Genomic DNA, 16130 nt, shown 5'->3' on the forward strand with positions numbered 1-16130 from the left:
CTGGCGCGTCGTGACCAATCGCGCCGGAGCCCCTGCCATGCGGCTCCACGACACCATGAGCGGTGCCGTCCGCGATTTCGTGCCGGTCAAAGCCGGTCACGTGTCGATCTACCTGTGTGGCGCGACCGTGCAGGGCCTGCCGCACATCGGGCACGTCCGCAGCGGCGTGGCGTTCGACGTGCTGCGACGCTGGCTGATGGCCAAGGGTTACGACGTCGCGTTCATCCGCAACGTCACCGATATCGACGACAAGATCCTCACCAAAGCCGCCGACGCGGGCCGGCCGTGGTGGGAATGGGCCGCCACCTACGAACGCGCGTTCACCGCCGCCTACGACGCGCTGGGTGTGCTTCCGCCGTCGGCTGAGCCGCGCGCCACCGGCCACATCACCCAGATGGTCGAGTTGATCGAGCGGCTGATCGATCGCGGCCACGCCTACGCCGCCGGCGGCGACGTGTACTTCAACGTGCTCAGCCTTTCCGAGTACGGCAAGCTGTCCGGTCACAGGATCGACGACGTGCACCAGGGCGAGGGTGTGGCCAGCGGTAAACGCGACCAACGTGACTTCACGCTGTGGAAGGGCGCCAAACCCGGTGAGCCGTCCTGGCCCACGCCGTGGGGGCGGGGCCGACCGGGTTGGCACACCGAGTGCGTGGCGATGTGCGAGGCCTACCTCGGCGCCGAGTTCGACATCCACGCCGGCGGGATGGATTTGGTGTTCCCGCACCACGAGAACGAGATCGCGCAGGCCGAGGCCGCAGGCGATGGGTTCGCGCGGTTCTGGCTGCACAACGGCTGGGTCACCATGGGCGGCGAGAAAATGAGCAAGTCGCTGGGTAACGTGCTCGCGATTCCCGCTGTGCTGCAACGGGTCCGGGCCGCCGAACTGCGGTACTACCTGGGCAGCGCGCACTACCGCTCGATGCTCGAGTTCTCCGAGACCGCGTTGGCCGACGCCGCCCGCGCCTACACCGGCGTCGAGGACTTCCTGCACCGGGTGCGAAACCGCGTCGGCGCCGTCACGCCCGGTGAATGGACACCCGCGTTCGCTGCCGCGCTCGACGACGACCTCGCGGTCCCCGCAGCGCTGGCCGAAGTACACGCTGCGCGCGCGGATGGAAACCGGGCGCTGGACGCCGGTGACCACGAAACCGCGCTCACCCAGGCGATGTCGATCCGGGCGATGTTGAGCATCCTCGGCGCCGACCCCCTCGACGAGCGCTGGGAGTCCAAGGACGAGACGTCGGCCGCGCTGCGGGCCGTCGAGGTGCTGGTCGCCGGTGAGATCCAGCGCCGCCAAGACGCCCGGGAACGACGGGACTGGGCGGAGGCCGACGCGATCCGCGACCGGCTCAAGGAAGCCGGCATCGAGGTCACCGATACCGCCGACGGACCGCAGTGGACGCTGCTGGACGGGTACACGAAGTAGATGGCTGGAAATTCACGGCGCCGCGGAGCGGTGCGCAAGCCCGGGACCAAGAAGGGGCCGACGGTCGGGTCCGGTGGTGTACGCCGACGCGGGCTGGAGGGCCGCGGTGCCACCCCGCCCGCGCACCAGCGGCCGAATCACCCCGCGGCCAAACGAGCCGCCAAGGCTGCGCGGCGCCCGGCCCGCAAAACCGACGACACCGAGGTCGTGTTGGGCCGCAACCCGGTGCTGGAGTGCCTGCGCGCTGGCGTACCCGCCACCGCGCTATACGTTGCGCTCGGGGCGGAGGCCGACGAGCGGTTGACCGAATCCGTTCGCATCGCTGCCGATTCGAACATCTCGATCCTCGAGGTGCCCCGTCACGACCTCGACCGCATCGCAGCCAACGGGTTGCATCAGGGTCTGGCGCTGCAGGTGCCGCCATACGTCTACGCCCATCCCGACGATCTGCTGGCCGCCGCGACCGCTGATGGCGGCCCGGCGCTGCTGGTGGCATTGGACAACATCTCCGACCCCCGCAACCTCGGAGCGATCGTGCGATCGGTCGCCGCGTTCGGCGGCCACGGCGTGCTGATCCCGCAGCGGCGGTCGGCATCGGTCACGGCGGTGGCGTGGCGCACCAGCGCAGGCGCGGCGGCGCGGCTCCCGGTGGCACGGGCTACGAATCTCAATAGGACGCTGAAGAATTGGGCCGACGCGGGCCTGCAGGTGGTGGGCCTGGACGCCGGGGGCGACACCACGGTCGACGGACTCGACGGCTCCGGGCCGATGGTCGTGGTGGTCGGTTCGGAGGGCAAGGGATTGTCACGCCTGGTCCGCGAGAACTGCGACACCGTGGTATCAATTCCGATGGCGGGACCGACGGAGTCGCTGAACGCGTCGGTGGCCGCCGGTGTGGTGCTCGCCGAGATCGCCCGCCAGCGCCGCAGCTGAACTCCTGCGGCAAAGGGGGAGTCACACGCCGAACAGCTTGATGCTCAGCCACAGCGCCAGCACCGAGACCACGAGGGTCAGCGGAACGGTGCACAGCCCGACGCGGCTGAATTCTCCTGCGCGCAACGGGATCTCGCGACGGACCACACCGCGCCACAGCAGATTGGCCAGCGACCCGATGTAGGTGAGGTTAGGTCCGATGTTCACCCCGATCAAGACGGCCAGCACGGCCGCAGGCGAGGACACCAGCGGCAGCAGCACCAGCACGGCAGGCAGGTTGTTGACCACGTTGGAAAGCACCGCGGCCACCGCCGCGAGCCCCAACAGCGCGGCCAGGCCGTGACCGCTCGGCAGCACGTCGCGCAACGCGCCACCGAGACCGTTGGTGATCACCGCGGCGACCACCACACCCAAACACAGCACAAACACCAGGAACGGCACATCCGCGGCCGCTGCCATGCCGCGCACGCTGCTGGTGCCCCGTCGAAGCCCGCGCCCGCCGAGCACCACCACCCCGGCCAGCGCCGCCCATGCCGGCGAGAACCCCAACATCGAGACGACACCGAAACCGAGCAGCGTCAACCCCAGGATCACTAGCGGAACTACGGGCACGTGCACCGGTTCGCCGGTGCTCAGTTGTGGCGCGGCGACCGAAAGCTCGTCGGCGAAAACCCAACGCAGCACCACGAACTCCACGGCTATCGCCGCGAGCCAGGGCAGTGCCATCACGGCGGAAAAATGCAGAAAGGAGATCCCGGCCGCGGTGAACGCCAACAGGTTCGTCAGGTTCGATACCGGAAGCAGCAGGGAGGCGCTGTTGGCCAGGTGCGCCGTGGCGTAGGCGTGGGCTTTGGGCGGCACGGAGAGCATGCGCGCTGTCGCCAGCACCACCGGGGTGAGAAGGACCACCGTGGCGTCCAGGCTCAACACCGCGGTCGTCATCGCCGCGGCAACGAATACCCTTGAGAAAAACCGACTCTGGTTACCGGCGCTGGTGCGTGCCAGGGCTGCCCCGACGGCGCGGAACACTCCTTCGTCGTCGCACAACCGGGCCAGCACCAGCACCGCCGCCAGAAAGCCGACGACCGGCAGCAGCCGGTTGACCTCCTCGCGTGCGTCGGATTCGGAGATCACCCCGAACCCGATCAGTATCGCGGCCGCGGGTACCGCGACGATCGCCTCGGGCCACCGATGCGGGCGAACAGCCGCGAAGAACACCACGACCACCAGCGCGAGCAGCGCCAGCGTCAGATCCACGGATCGGTGCGCTGCCAGAGCGTGGGCAGATGCAGCTTGACGCCGTCCTCGGCGGCCAGTCGCGACAACACCCGCACCGAGACATCCAGATCGTCGACCGCATACGGAAGCGTCCGCAGCGGCTTGTGCAGAGGCCGGAAGAAGTCGTCCCAATGGATGAGCAGCACCCGGCGGGCGCCAACAGTGCGAACGGTCTCGGTCCAGTAGTCGACGAGGTAGCGCTCCGGCTGCAGACCCAGTTGGCCGACGCCCAGGCAGACCACCTCGGCCCGCTGACCCGCCAGCGCGCCTCGGACGAAGCCCGCGCTGCCCTGGATCAGCAGGCGCCGCCCCGATGCGCGGTGGTGCAGCAGCGTGGACCACGCTTCGCCGCACCGGTATGCCGACACCTTCACCGGCGGCACGACCGGTTCGGTGATGACGCCGGGGTAGCGGTCGGGCGGGCTGTGCCGGCTTTCGACCAGCGTCACGTCGTAGCCGCCGAGGCTGACCTGTCGGCCGGGGTCGACGACCAACAGACGGTCTTCCGGCAGCCGCCCACCACGACCGACATGGGCCGCCGAGGTGCCGCCCACCAGCTTGGCTCCGGTGCGCTCGGCGACGACCGCGCAGTCCATCGCGTGGTCGTAGTGGGTGTGTACGGGCAGCACGGCGTCGAGCCGGTCGACACCCATGCGGGCCAGGTAACCGTCGATGCGCGGCGCCGACGGTGACAGCTTGCGCAGGCCCAGTTGCAGCAGCCCGGGGCGAGAGAAGAAGCCGTCGGTCATCACCGCGGAGCGGCCGTCGTCCACGAGCAGCGTGGCGACCCCGGCCCAGGTCACGGTCAGCGCCGAGTCGGCGCTCGCCGCGGGCGCGTCGAAGTACCGCGCGTAGTGCTCCAACTTCGGGCGTCCGGGCTTCAAACGCATGACGCAACTCTAAGCGCAGCTTGGGCATCCGACCCCGGGTTCTTACTGAAAATGATTATCGTTTACCGTACGGGTGGGAAAGGAGGGCGAATGTCGGACCATCGTCCGGCCGACTGGCAGCGTCATGCACGCTGCCGCGGCATGCCCACCGAGGTCTTCTTCGTCGCCGACGGCGTACGCGGCAGGCGCAAGACCGAGTGCGAGGAGCACGCGAAGCGCATCTGCCGGGCGTGCCTGGTCCGTCGCGAATGTCTGCGTTATGCGGTCACATCCGGGGAACCGCACGGTATCTGGGGTGCGACGACCCCGATGGAGCGTGCGGCGGAATCGACGCGTCCAAGCGACGGCGAAGCCGGGGAAGCCGGTGGAAGTCCGGCGCGGTCCCGCCCATCCGGCGGTGCCATGTCACGACTGCGGGCTCAAGAAAACGGCTTGAGCTCGACACCCTCTTTGAGCAATCGCGCGCGAACCGCGTTGGCGATCTCCACCGCGCCCGGCGAATCACCATGAATACACACCGATTCCACGCTGACCGGGATCTTCGACCCGTCGACCGCGTCTACCCGCCCGGTCGCGACCATCGACGCCACCCGCTCGGCGATCTCGTCTATGTCGTGCAGCACCGCGTTGCGTTCGCGCCGCGAAACAAGTTGTCCGTCAGGGCGGTACGCGCGGTCGGCGAACACCTCCGACACCGTGCGCAGACCCAGCTCGTGCGCCTCGGCGAAGAACGCCGAACCGGCCAGCCCGAGCACGGGCAGCTCGCGGTCGACGGTGTGCACCGCCTCGGCGACCGCGCGGGCCTGCTCCCGGTTGGTGACGATCGCGTTGTACAGCGCGCCGTGAGGCTTGACGTAGCGAACCGTTGATCCGGCCGCCTGCGCGAGCGCCTGCAGTGCCCCGATCTGGTAGATGACGTCGGCGGTCAGTTCCTCCGGCGCGACGTCGATGAAGCGGCGACCGAAACCCGCAAGGTCCTGGTAGCCGACCTGCGCGCCGATCCGCACCCCGCGCTCGACGGCCGCCCGGCAGGTGCGCGCCAGCGTCGCCGCATCGCCGGCGTGAAAACCGCACGCCACGTTGGCGCTGGTCACCATGTCGAGCATCGCGGTGTCGTCACCGAACTGCCACACGCCGAAACTCTCCCCGAGGTCGGCGTTCAGGTCGATGTGCAGGGCATTGGCGTCAGCCATGTCTCCAGCCTAATGCGGCCGACCGCCACCGGTTCTCGGAGACAAAATCGGCCAGCGGCCGCGCTTGTGCCCAGTCATCTATCTCGAGCGCGGGCCGGTCGGGAAACTCCGGGACCGGGCCCAGGCACAGGATCGCGACCGGATCGGCGCCCTCGGGGATGTCGAGCAGTTCGGCGAGCCGCGCCGGTTCGAAGATCGACACCCACCCCATGCCGAGCCCTTCGGCGCGGGCCGCCAGCCACAGGTTCTGGATCGCGCACGACACCGACGCCAGATCCATCTGCGGCAGCGTGCGCCTACCGAAAACGTGCGCATCGCGGCCGTCACCCAGCGCCACCACGAAAAGCTCGGCGCATTCCAGGATGCCCTCGACCTTGAGCGCCAGGAACTCTTCACCGCGCGGCCCCAACGCGCGTGCGGTACGCAACCGCTCCTCGTCGACGAGGGCGTGGATCTGCCTGCGCAACCGGCGGTCGGTGATCCGGATGAACCGCCACGGCTGCATCAGCCCGACGCTGGGCGCGGCGTGCGCGGCGTGCAACAACCGGGCCAGCGCGTCCTCGTCGACCGTGCTGTCCGGCACGAAGCGCCGCATGTCACGGCGCTCGGCGATCGCCCGGTAGACCGCGCGTCGCTCGGCGGGACTGAACGCGTGGCTGCTCACCCCGGCCAGCTTAGGTGGCACGATCATCGGGTGACCCGTGAGCATGTCCTGATCGACGCCACCGCGCTCGCGCAGCGCCTCGAGGCGGGTGAGCGGCCGACGATCCTCGATGTCCGTTGGGAGCTGGCAGAACCCGATGGCCGCGCCGCATACGTGCGCGGCCACATCCCCGGTGCGGTGTACGTATCGCTGGAGGACGAACTGTCCGATCACACCGTGACCGGACGGGGGCGCCATCCGTTGCCGTCGGGTCGCGACGTCGAGGCCGCGGCGCGACGCTGGGGTGTGCGGGCGGGGGTGCCGGTGGTGGTGTACGACGACTGGAACCGAGCGGGTTCCGCGCGGGCGTGGTGGGTGCTGACCACGGCAGGCATCGCCGACGTGCGCATCCTCGACGGCGGGCTGGCGGCGTGGACGGCGGCAGACGGCGCGCTGGAAACCGGCGTCGTCACACCGGAACCGGGTGATGTCACCGTCGCGCACGACGATCTGTATGCCGGTGCGCGCCGCACATTGACCGCGGCGCAGGCCGCGGGTGTGCCGCTGCTCGACGCGCGTGCCCCCGAACGGTTCCGCGGGGACATCGAGCCCATCGACCCTGTGGCCGGGCACATTCCGGGTGCGCGCAACGTGCCGAGCACCAGCCTACTGGCCGAGGACGGCACGTTTCTGCCCGACGCGGAGCTCATCTCGCTGACCGGCGACGACGCGGTCGGCGCGTACTGCGGGTCAGGCGTCACCGCGGCGGTCGTCGTCGCGGCACTAACCGCAGCAGGCCGAGACATCGCGTTGTACCCGGGATCGTGGTCGCAATGGTGTTGTGATCCAACGCGTCCGGTCGAGCGCGGCTAGCCGGGCGAGGACGCGCGGGTACGACGGCCCAGCGCCCAGCACACCAGGAAGATCGCGAACGAGATAATCGTGACGAAAACCGACACCGGCACACCGGGCGCCAACGACAGCACGATGCCGCCGACCGCGGAGATCTCGGCGAAGACCACCGACGCCGCGATGGTGGCGCCGGGGGAGACGAACACCCGCGCCGCCGCGGCCGCCGGGGTGATCAGCAGCGACATCACCAGCAGCGCGCCGACGATCTGCACACCCTGTGCAGCGGTGACACCCACCAGCGCAGCGAACACAATGCCCAACGCCCGCACCGGAACACCGCGCCCAGCTGCCACCTCGGGGTCGACGGTCGCGAACAGCAGCGGCCGGTAGGACACCACCAGCACCGCGACCACCGCCACCGATACCACCGCCAACAACGCCAGCCCCGAGTAACCCACACCGACGATCTGGCCGGTCAACAACGCGAAACTCGTGCCCGTGCGTCCCGGGTACAAGTGGATGAACAGCACCGCAAGTCCGAGGCCGAAGGCCAGCACCACGCCGATCGCCGAGTCCCGTTCGCGCGCACGCTGACCCAGAAAGCCGAACAGCACAGCGGCCAACGCGCAGCCGACCAGTGCGCCGATCCCGACGTTGAAGCCCGCCAGCAACGCGAAAGCCGCTCCGGTGAGCGATAATTCGCTGGACCCGTGTACCGCGAACGACATCTGCCGCATCACGATGAACGGACCGATCAGCCCCGACACCAGCGCCAGCAGTGCGGCGGCCAGCAGGGCCTGCTGAACGAAGTCGCGGTGCAACAGGTCCGCGGTGATTTCGAACGACAGCAGGTTGTGCAGCAGATCGGTCAGCCGGTCAGTCATGCACGTGTCCGCTCGCATGGGCGGAGTGGTCGATGTGCTCGCCGACGACGACGTAGCGGCTGCCGACCTTCACCACTTCGATGTCGGCGCGGTACAACTCCGACAGCGTGGCCGAGGTCATCACCTCTTCGACGGTGCCGATCCGGAACCTGCCGTCGACCAGGTAGAGCACCTTGTCCACATACGGCACAACGGGGTTGACCTCGTGGGTGACGAACAGCACCGCGGTGCCGGCCTCGCGTCGTCTGGCGTCGATCAGCCTCGACACCAGCCGGGCGTTGGCGGGGTCGAGGTTGAGTAACGGCTCATCGCACAGCAGCAGGGCCGGGTCGGTGGTCAGCGCCTGGGCAATTCGCAGCCGCTGCAACTCGCCGCCCGACATCACCCCGACCGGCACCGGCGCCAGCGCCTGCCCGTTGACCTGTGCGAGAGCCCGCTCGACTGCGCCGCGTTTGCTGGCCCGGCTCCGCAACGTGGTGATGCCCCACCGGTGCCCGTCGTATCCGAGCCCGACGAGATCTTGCCCGCGCAGTGCCAAACCCTGGTCGACGGATCGGTGCTGAGGCACGTAACCGATTCTCCGGCTGCCCTTTTCGACCGCACTGCCGCAGACCGTCACGGTGCCCGCGGTCAGCGGCAGCTGGCCGAGCAACACCTTGAGCAGCGACGTCTTCCCCGTGCCGTTGGGGCCGAGGATCGCGAGGAATTCACCGGCGCGCACCACCAGGTCGAGCTGATCCCACAGCACGCGGTCGCCGAACGCCAGGCGCGCGTCGGTCAGCTCGGCGACGACGTCCACGGCCACAGATTATCGGCCCGACAGGGCCGACTTATCCAACTGGCTGGCCAACTGCTCGACGGTCTCCCGCTGCCAGGTCAGGTAGTCGGTGTCCTCGGGAAGGGTTTCGGTGACCGTGACGACCGGTACCGAGGCGCGGGTGGCGGCCTGGTGCAGCTGTTTGGTGACCGGGGTTTCGGTCTGCGGGTTGAACAGCAGCGCAGCCACTTCGCGGTTGGTGATCAGGTCGAGCATGGTGGCCAGGTCGGCCGGCGCGGGGTCGGCGTCTTCTTCGATCGCGTTGGTAAATCCCTCGGGGGTCTTGTCGGTGATGCCCGCATTGGCGAGCAGGTAGTGCGCGACGGGTTCGGTCGCCACCACTGACGCATCGGGATGGGCCTGTCCGATGGCCCGCTCACTTGCCAGGATCGCGTCGGCACCTGCGCCGAATGCGGCGGCGTTGGCGCGGTAGGCGTCGGCGTTGTCAGGGTCGCTCTCGGCGAGCCGGTCGGCGATGCGGGCGGCGACGACCCGCGCCGTGGCGGGGTCGTAGAAGACGTGTTCGTTGGCCGACGGCCGCGGGTCGGCGCGTAGCGAGTACGCGTCGACGGTCGCCACGTCGGGGTTGTCGGCCAGCACCTCGTCCACCCAGTGGTCGTAATGGCCGCCGTTGTAGACCACCAGCGACGCGTCGGTGATCGCGGCGGCGTCGGCGGGGGTGGTCTGGAACGAGTGCGGGTCGGCGACGGTGCCGGTGACGATGGAGGTGACGGTCGCGTGTTCGCCGGCGACGGCGTCGGCGACGCTGCCCCACACGTCGGTGGAGGCGACGACGGTGACGTTGCCGTCGTCTTCTGCAGGCGGTTGGGTGCACCCGGCCAGCCAGACCGTCATCGCCACGGCCGCGACGGCGGCCACCGCTGCACGCATGCGCAACTCCTAAGACATCCAGATAACAATGAAAACCGTTTCCAAAAACCTTAACCCACGGTAGCCGGGAACGCGCAAGTCGATCGGCTAACGTGGCAGAGCATGTCAAGGAGTCCCGCGCCCAGGCGGCGTGCGACCCTGGCCTCGCTGGCCGCCGAGCTCAAGGTCTCGCGCACCACGGTCTCCAACGCCTACAACCGCCCCGACCAGCTGTCGGCTGACCTGCGGGAACGCGTGCTCGCGACCGCGAAGCGGTTGGGCTACCCGGGCCCTGACCCGGTGGCGCGCTCGCTGCGCACCCGCAGGGCCGGCGCCGTCGGTCTGATGATCACCGAACCGCTCAACTACTCGTTTAGCGATCCGGCGGCCCTGGACTTCGTCGCCGGGCTCGCGGAATCGTGTGAAGAGGCCGGTCAGGGGTTGCTGCTGGTGGCGATCGGGCCGAACCGCACCGTCAGCGAGGGGTCGGCCGCGGTGCTGGCGGCGGGCGTCGACGGCTTCGTGGTGTATTCGGCCTCCGATGACGATCCGTACCTGCCCGTCGTGCAGCAACGGCACCTGCCGGTGGTGGTCGTGGATCAGCCCAAGGATGTGCCGGGTCTGTCGCGGATCGGCATCGACGACCGCGGCGCCATGCGCCATCTCGCCGAGTATGTTGTGGGCCTTGGCCATACCGAGATTGCTTTGTTGACCATGCGGTTGGACCGCGACTGGCCGCACCGACCGTCGCAGCCGACGGTGGCCGATCCGCAGCGGTTGGGCATGCCGCACTTTCACGTGCAGCGCGAGCGAATCCAGGGTGTCTACGACGCGATGACGGCCGCCGGGCTGGACCCCGCGACGCTGACGGTGGTCGAAAGCTATGAGCACCTGCCGACGTCGGGCGGCGCGGCCGCCGAGGTTGCGCTGGCGACCAACCCGCGGGTGACCGCGCTGATGTGCACCGCCGATGTGCTGGCGCTATCGGCGATGGACTACCTGCGGGCCAAGGGCATCTACGTGCCGGGCCAGATGACGGTGACCGGCTTCGACGGGGTGCCCGAGGCCCTGCGGCGCGGCCTGACCACCATCGTGCAGCCCAGCATCGAAAAGGGCCGTCGCGCCGGTCGGCTACTGCACCATCCGCCGCGATCCGGGCTGCCGGTCGTCGACGTGCTCGACACCGAGGTGGTGCGGGGCCGCACCAGCGGTCCGCCCGCCTAGAGCGCGCGCAACTCGGGGGTGTCGCGCCACACGTCGATCATCGGTGCGACGGCTTCGACGAGCATCGGCAGTTCGGGCGCCATCGCGAGCGCGGCGACGATGCCCAGCCGGGCCGCCGCCTCGGTGACCCGCAGCACCCCCTGGTCGAGCGGACGCAACCCGAGCGCGACGGCTGCCGCGTCGTACGTCGCGACGCCGTCCGGCCCGACCAGCGCCAGATCGGATTCGACCGCGCCCACCGTGACCAGTTCGAAGTCCGACCACAATTCACCGTCGGCCGTGGTGATCATGTTGTGGTAGGGCGCATCCCCGTGAATCGCCTGCAGGTTGACGCCCGGGAACGCCGCGGCGAACATGGCGCGGGAGGTGAGCATCGGGCCGATCAGCGCCCACTCCCGTTGTGCGCGAACAAGATCCGATTCAGGGAGCAGATCGTCGCGGTGTTGCAGGGCGGCCAGCCCGTCGGGAATGTACTTGCCGAAGGGTGTCCAGAACCCGAGATCACCGTCGTAGTCGCGCAGCGCGGCGTGCAGCCTAGCGGTTTCTTTGATGCGCGTAGCCATTTCGGGTTCGACGTCCGGCAGCTGTTCGACGAACTGCCAGAACGTCATCGAAAACCCGTCGCGACGAACGGGTTTGGTCGGAACCAGCGGGCTCGGCGGTACCACCGGATGGCCGCGTTCGGCTAGCCAGCCGGCCACCGCGAGTTCGGCGCGCTGCTGGGCGGTCTGCGCTTGCGGAAATTTCGCGTACGACGGCGGCAGCACGGTCGGTACCCGCACCACCACAGGCGACGGCGCCAGGTGCACGACGACCGAGAACGCCTGGTAGAGGATCCGGGCATCGTCGACCTGCAGTCCCAAGTCGGCGCCCGCCGCCGCCGCGGCCGACACCGCCCGCGCGGTACGGGCGGCGATCTGATCGGGGGTGAGCACGACGCCTAGCGCGCCGACTTTGGCGCCGAGGTCGACGCAATGGTGAGTTTTACTCGCACTTTTCCGCCCGTTTGTCCCTTTCGGCAAGGAGAAACTGCAGCGCGGCGGCGACGTCGTCGGGTGAGTCGACGCGGTAGTTCGCCAGCGACTCGCCCGGGCCCACCTTCACCCCGACGTCGGAGTCACCCAACCGGCGAAACGCCTTCTCGTCGGTCACGTCGTCGCCGAAAAACACCACGGCCGAGGCGTTTTCCTGCTCACGCAGGATGTCGAGCGCCAGCCCCTTATCGGTCTGGATCACCGCAAACTCGAGCACCGCCTTACCCTCGGTGGCCTGTGCATTCCACGACCCGGACGCCGCGCGCGCCGCATGCAGCGCCGCCTCCCCGTCAGCGGTCGACGCGTTGCGCACGTGCAGCGCGACGCTGGCTGGCTTGGATTCGACTGTCACACCGGGTTTGTCGGCCGCGATCGCGTTCAGTTCCGCGGTGATGCGATTCAGCAACGCGTGGTCGATGTCATGGGTGAACCCGGAGGTGAACTCGGCGCCGTGGCTGCCGACCAGGTGCACCGACGACGCCTGCGCATACCCCGACAGGCCGCGCAGCACCTCCAATGCGCGCCCGGAGATCATCGCCGCCGCGGTGTCGGGCAGTGCCGCGAGGCGGTCAAGGGCATCGGCGGCGTCGGCCAGCGGGCGGGCATCCGCCGGGTGATCGACGATGGGGGCCATGGTGCCGTCGAAGTCGGACGCGACCAGCAGTCGCGGCACGGCTGCGGCCGCGGTCAGCGCACGCTGCAAATCGGCCGAAAGCACGCCTAGATCTTAGGGTGCTCGCCGTCGCCGATGAGCAGTCGCACCGCAAGGTCGAGGCGCTTGGCCACGTCGGTCGCCGACGCGCGCCGCGTCAGCCACGCCAGCAGGTTCGACAGCCACACATCCGAGATGACCCGCGCGATGTGGTACTGATCTTCGGTCGGTTCACCGTCGCTCATGGCGCGGGCGAACATCGAATCCATCAGCTTCCCGACGTGATCAACCTCACCGGCCGCCGATGCGTCTGCGAACACGAACGCGCGCGTCATCGCCTCGGTAAGCAGCGGGTTGCGCTGCATCGCGCGGTTGAGCTTGCCCACCATGATGTTCAGCCGCTGATACGGCGTTCCGCCGGTCAGCGTCGAACGGTCGGTTTTGGCGTCGATGCGTTCGAACTCGCGGCCCAGCGCCGAGACCAGCAGATGCACCTTCGACGGGAAGTAGCGGTAGAGCGTGCCGACCGCGACGTCGGCGCGTTCGGCGACCGCGCGCATCTGAACCGCCTCGTAGCCGCCTTTGGAGGCGATCGCCAGCGTGGCGTCGAGGATGCGCTTGCGGCGCTCCCGCTGGGCTTCTGAGCCGAGTTCGGACTCGGCGAGCACTGCCACGTTCAGCACCTGCCGCGGCCGCGAACCCGACCCTGGCTCAGGGTTGGGACGTGCGGGCGACGGCGGGCCGGACATGCGGCAGTTGACTCCTTCATCTTGCGTGCTCGCGGAAAACGATACGCATGCAGATCCCCATTTTCTCACCTCAGCGCACCGACGGCACCGACGTGTGCTGCTGTAATGGCGGTCGACTTGACGGTCGAACGCTGGCACTATTAGAACACGTTCTAGTGAGGAGCACCGCCTTCTCGCCCAAACGCTAGGAGTCTCGGTGTCGGTGTCGTCCAATCAGACCGTTGCTGACGAGCAGCTTGCCGCGCGTGAACTGGTTCAGAGCTGGGCCGCGAGCTCGGGAGCGATCGAGGCCGCACGCGACGTCGAGCACGGTAACGCCGACGCCTGGCGGCCGGTGTACGACAAGTTGGCCCAGCTAGGCATATTCGGCGTGGCGTTGCCGGAGGAACACGGCGGCGCCGACGGAACGGCCGAGGACTTGTGCGCGATGATCGACGAGGCGGCCGCCGCGCTGGCGCCCGGGCCGGTTGCCACCACGGCGTTGGCCACCCTGGTCATCGAGCGCTCGGATCTGCTGCAGGCGCTGGCGTCCGGTGAGCGGGTGGCCGGGGTCGCGTTGTCGGCTGACCTGCACCTCGACGACGGCCGGGTGTCGGGGACCGCGGAGTACGTGCTCGGCGCCGACGCGTCCGCGGTGCTGGTGCTGCCGGCCGGGGACGCGTTCGTCGTGGTCGACGCCACCGCGCAGGGGGTGTCGATCGAGGCCCTGAAGGCCACCGATTTCTCCCGGCCGCTGGCACGGGTGGTGCTGGATTCGGCGCCGGCCGAGACGCTGGGCGCGTCGCGCCAGCGCGTCGCCGACCTGGCCGCGACGGTGCTGGCCGCCGAGGCCGCCGGGTTGGCCCGCTGGGCGCTGCGGACCGCGACCGAGTACGCCAAGGTGCGTGAGCAGTTCGGCAAGCCGATCGGCAGCTTCCAGGCCGTCAAGCACATGTGCGCCGAGATGCTGCTGCGTTCCGAGCAGGCGTCGGTGGCGGCCAGGGACGCCGCGCGAGCCGCCGCATCCGAAGCCGACGAACAGCAACTGTCGATCGCGGCCGCGGTGGCCGCGGCGGCAGGCATCGACGCGGCAAAGGCCAACGCCAAGGACTGCATCCAGGTGCTCGGCGGCATCGGCATCACCTGGGAGCACGACGCGCACCTGTACCTGCGCCGCGCCTACGGCATCACGCATTTCCTCGGCGGCGCGCAGCGTTGGCTACGGCGCATTTCGGCGCTCACCCAGCAGGGAGTGCGTCGCGAACTGCACATCGACCTAGACTCCGTCGCCCACCTGCGACCCGAAATCGCCTCCGCGGTGGCCGAAATCGCGGCGCTGCCGGTCGACAAGCGTCAGGCCGCGTTGGCCGCAGCGGGCCTGCAGGCGCCGCACTGGCCGCGTCCGTACGGCCGCGACGCCGGGCCCGCCGAGCAGTTGCTGATCGATCAGGAACTGGCGGCCGCCGACGTCGTACGCCCGGATCTGGTGATCGGATGGTGGGCCGCACCAACGATTCTCGAGCACGGCAGCCCGGAGCAGATCGAACGGTTCCTGCCGCCCACGCTGCGCGGCGACCTCATCTGGTGCCAGCTCTTCAGCGAGCCCGGCGCGGGTTCGGACCTGGCGGCGCTGCGCACGAAAGCCGAACGCGTCGACGGCGGCTTCAAACTCACCGGCCAGAAGGTGTGGACCTCGGCCGCGCAGAAGGCACACTGGGGTGTCTGTTTGGCAAGAACCGATCCGGATGCGCCAAAACACAAGGGCATCACCTACTTTCTCGTCGATATGACCTCGCCGGGCATCGTCATCCGGCCCCTGCGCGAGATCACCGGCGACGAACTGTTCAACGAGGTGTTCTTCGACGAGGTCTTCGTCCCCGACGAGATGGTCGTCGGGCAGGTCAACGACGGTTGGCGCCTGGCCCGCACGACGCTGGCCAACGAACGGGTCGCGATGGCGGCAGGTACGGCGTTGGACAACCCGATGGAGGAACTGCTCAAGACGGTGGCGACGCTGGATTTCGATGCCGCCGAACAGGACCGGCTCGGGGCGTTGATCGTGGCCGCGCAGGTCGGCGCGCTGCTGGATCAGAAGATCGCCGAGCTCGCGGTCAGCGGCCAGGACCAGGGTCCGCAGGCCAGCGCCCGCAAGCTGATCGGTGTGCGCTACCGCCAGGCGCTGTCGGAGTTCCGGATGGAGCTGTCACCGGGTGGCGGCGTCGTCGAGAACGACACCGTGCATGACTTCTTGAACACGCGGTGTTTGACCATCGCCGGCGGCACCGAGCAGATCCTGCTCACGCTGGCCGGCGAGCGGCTGCTGGGGCTACCGCGCTAAGCGGGGTTCAACGGGCTTGCACCGGCGGAACATTCGGGAACTGAGCGACCGGTCCGCTCGGGCCTGCGGCTCCCTCCCGCTGACACAGGTATTCGTCGAGGCCATGTGGACCATGCGCGACGCACGTCCACACCGAGCCGTCCGGCAGCGTGCATGAGAATCCGGCGCTGCCGCTCGCCACACCCTCTTGGCACAGGGATCGAAGTATGAAGCCCGAGAAGACTCGCGTCTCTGTGACGTCGTCGTCCTGCTTGGGTTCTGCGGGAGCCGGCGCCGGCGCCACAACGAAGCCGGTAACCAGCAGGGCAGCGACGGCCGAGCCGATCGCGAATGGGTTGTTCATGATCTGCGATCTTTCGGTTGAA

At 69.0% G+C, this 16130-nt stretch carries 16 protein-coding genes and 1 pseudogene; 6 read left to right on the forward strand and 11 right to left on the reverse strand.

Annotated features, from left to right (window positions below; translation table 11 throughout):
• Nucleotides 1-37: 37 nt before the first annotated feature.
• Together cysS and rlmB are read left to right on the forward strand one after the other, a co-directional pair.
• Nucleotides 38-1429: a cysteine--tRNA ligase gene (cysS, locus tag ABQF13_RS06990; RefSeq protein ID WP_448392052.1), complete on the forward strand. Its 1392-nt coding sequence runs from the start codon at nucleotides 38-40 to the stop codon at nucleotides 1427-1429.
• The gene (rlmB, locus tag ABQF13_RS06995; protein WP_448391962.1) at nucleotides 1430-2362 is read left to right on the forward strand and encodes a 23S rRNA (guanosine(2251)-2'-O)-methyltransferase RlmB; all 933 of its coding nucleotides are present in this window, start codon (nucleotides 1430-1432) and stop codon (nucleotides 2360-2362) included. It abuts the gene before it with no gap.
• Between the two features lie 21 nt (nucleotides 2363-2383).
• Here the strand turns inward: rlmB and ABQF13_RS07000 are convergent, their stop codons facing one another.
• On the reverse strand, nucleotides 2384-3619 hold the full coding sequence (locus ABQF13_RS07000) for an SLC13 family permease (RefSeq protein ID WP_448391963.1): 1236 nt from the start codon (nucleotides 3617-3619) through the stop codon (nucleotides 2384-2386).
• On the reverse strand, nucleotides 3610-4530 hold the full coding sequence (locus ABQF13_RS07005; protein WP_448391964.1) for an MBL fold metallo-hydrolase: 921 nt from the start codon (nucleotides 4528-4530) through the stop codon (nucleotides 3610-3612). The genes ABQF13_RS07000 and ABQF13_RS07005 overlap by 10 nt, the downstream gene beginning before the upstream one ends.
• A gap of 111 nt (nucleotides 4531-4641) precedes the next feature.
• Here ABQF13_RS07005 and ABQF13_RS07010 point away from each other — a divergent pair.
• Nucleotides 4642-4851 (forward strand): annotated as a pseudogene (locus ABQF13_RS07010) (WhiB family transcriptional regulator); the annotation flags it as partial.
• A 98-nt stretch (nucleotides 4852-4949) separates the two neighbouring features.
• Here the strand turns inward: ABQF13_RS07010 and ABQF13_RS07015 are convergent.
• Both ABQF13_RS07015 and bluB read right to left on the reverse strand, forming a co-directional pair.
• On the reverse strand, nucleotides 4950-5723 hold the full coding sequence (locus ABQF13_RS07015; protein ID WP_448391965.1) for a LamB/YcsF family protein: 774 nt from the start codon (nucleotides 5721-5723) through the stop codon (nucleotides 4950-4952).
• Complete coding sequence (gene bluB / locus ABQF13_RS07020; protein ID WP_448392053.1) at nucleotides 5716-6387, reverse strand: 5,6-dimethylbenzimidazole synthase; 672 nt, start codon at nucleotides 6385-6387, stop codon at nucleotides 5716-5718. The genes ABQF13_RS07015 and bluB overlap by 8 nt, the downstream gene beginning before the upstream one ends.
• A 30-nt stretch (nucleotides 6388-6417) precedes the next feature.
• Between bluB and ABQF13_RS07025 the strand changes: the two genes are divergently transcribed.
• Complete coding sequence (locus ABQF13_RS07025) at nucleotides 6418-7239, forward strand: sulfurtransferase (RefSeq protein ID WP_448391966.1); 822 nt, start codon at nucleotides 6418-6420, stop codon at nucleotides 7237-7239.
• Here the strand turns inward: ABQF13_RS07025 and ABQF13_RS07030 are convergent.
• From ABQF13_RS07030 to ABQF13_RS07040, 3 genes are read right to left on the reverse strand one after another with little or no spacing between them, the layout of a single operon-like run.
• A complete protein-coding gene (locus tag ABQF13_RS07030) occupies nucleotides 7236-8102 on the reverse strand; it encodes a metal ABC transporter permease (protein WP_448391967.1) in 867 nt (288 codons plus the stop codon). The genes ABQF13_RS07025 and ABQF13_RS07030 overlap by 4 nt on opposite strands.
• Nucleotides 8095-8907, reverse strand: a complete 813-nt coding sequence (locus tag ABQF13_RS07035) for a metal ABC transporter ATP-binding protein (RefSeq protein ID WP_448391968.1) — start codon at nucleotides 8905-8907, stop codon at nucleotides 8095-8097. The genes ABQF13_RS07030 and ABQF13_RS07035 overlap by 8 nt, the downstream gene beginning before the upstream one ends.
• Nucleotides 8908-8910: 3 nt before the next feature.
• Nucleotides 8911-9810, reverse strand: a complete 900-nt coding sequence (locus ABQF13_RS07040; protein WP_448391969.1) for a metal ABC transporter solute-binding protein, Zn/Mn family — start codon at nucleotides 9808-9810, stop codon at nucleotides 8911-8913.
• Between the two features lie 102 nt (nucleotides 9811-9912).
• Between ABQF13_RS07040 and ABQF13_RS07045 the strand changes: the two genes are divergently transcribed.
• A complete protein-coding gene (locus ABQF13_RS07045) occupies nucleotides 9913-11013 on the forward strand; it encodes an Rv3575c family transcriptional regulator (RefSeq protein ID WP_448391970.1) in 1101 nt (366 codons plus the stop codon).
• Here the strand turns inward: ABQF13_RS07045 and ABQF13_RS07050 are convergent.
• From ABQF13_RS07050 to kstR, 3 genes are read right to left on the reverse strand one after another with little or no spacing between them, the layout of a single operon-like run.
• Nucleotides 11010-11948 (reverse strand): aminoglycoside phosphotransferase family protein, encoded by a 939-nt coding sequence (locus tag ABQF13_RS07050; protein ID WP_448391971.1) that lies wholly within the window; start codon nucleotides 11946-11948, stop codon nucleotides 11010-11012. The genes ABQF13_RS07045 and ABQF13_RS07050 overlap by 4 nt on opposite strands.
• A 49-nt stretch (nucleotides 11949-11997) precedes the next feature.
• Complete coding sequence (gene otsB, locus ABQF13_RS07055; RefSeq protein ID WP_448391972.1) at nucleotides 11998-12765, reverse strand: trehalose-phosphatase; 768 nt, start codon at nucleotides 12763-12765, stop codon at nucleotides 11998-12000.
• Between the two features lie 2 nt (nucleotides 12766-12767).
• Nucleotides 12768-13448, reverse strand: coding sequence for a cholesterol catabolism transcriptional regulator KstR (gene kstR / locus ABQF13_RS07060; protein WP_448391973.1), 681 nt, complete (start codon nucleotides 13446-13448; stop codon nucleotides 12768-12770).
• A 202-nt stretch (nucleotides 13449-13650) separates the two neighbouring features.
• Between kstR and ABQF13_RS07065 the strand changes: the two genes are divergently transcribed.
• Nucleotides 13651-15765 carry an acyl-CoA dehydrogenase family protein gene (locus ABQF13_RS07065; RefSeq protein ID WP_448391974.1) on the forward strand — a complete coding sequence of 705 codons (2115 nt, stop codon included), beginning with the start codon at nucleotides 13651-13653 and terminating at the stop codon, nucleotides 15763-15765.
• Nucleotides 15766-15772: 7 nt separating this feature from the next.
• Here the strand turns inward: ABQF13_RS07065 and ABQF13_RS07070 are convergent, their stop codons facing one another.
• Nucleotides 15773-16108 (reverse strand): hypothetical protein, encoded by a 336-nt coding sequence (locus ABQF13_RS07070; protein ID WP_448391975.1) that lies wholly within the window; start codon nucleotides 16106-16108, stop codon nucleotides 15773-15775.
• Nucleotides 16109-16130: the final 22 nt, after the last annotated feature.

Source organism: Mycolicibacterium sp. XJ879, assembly GCF_053483935.1.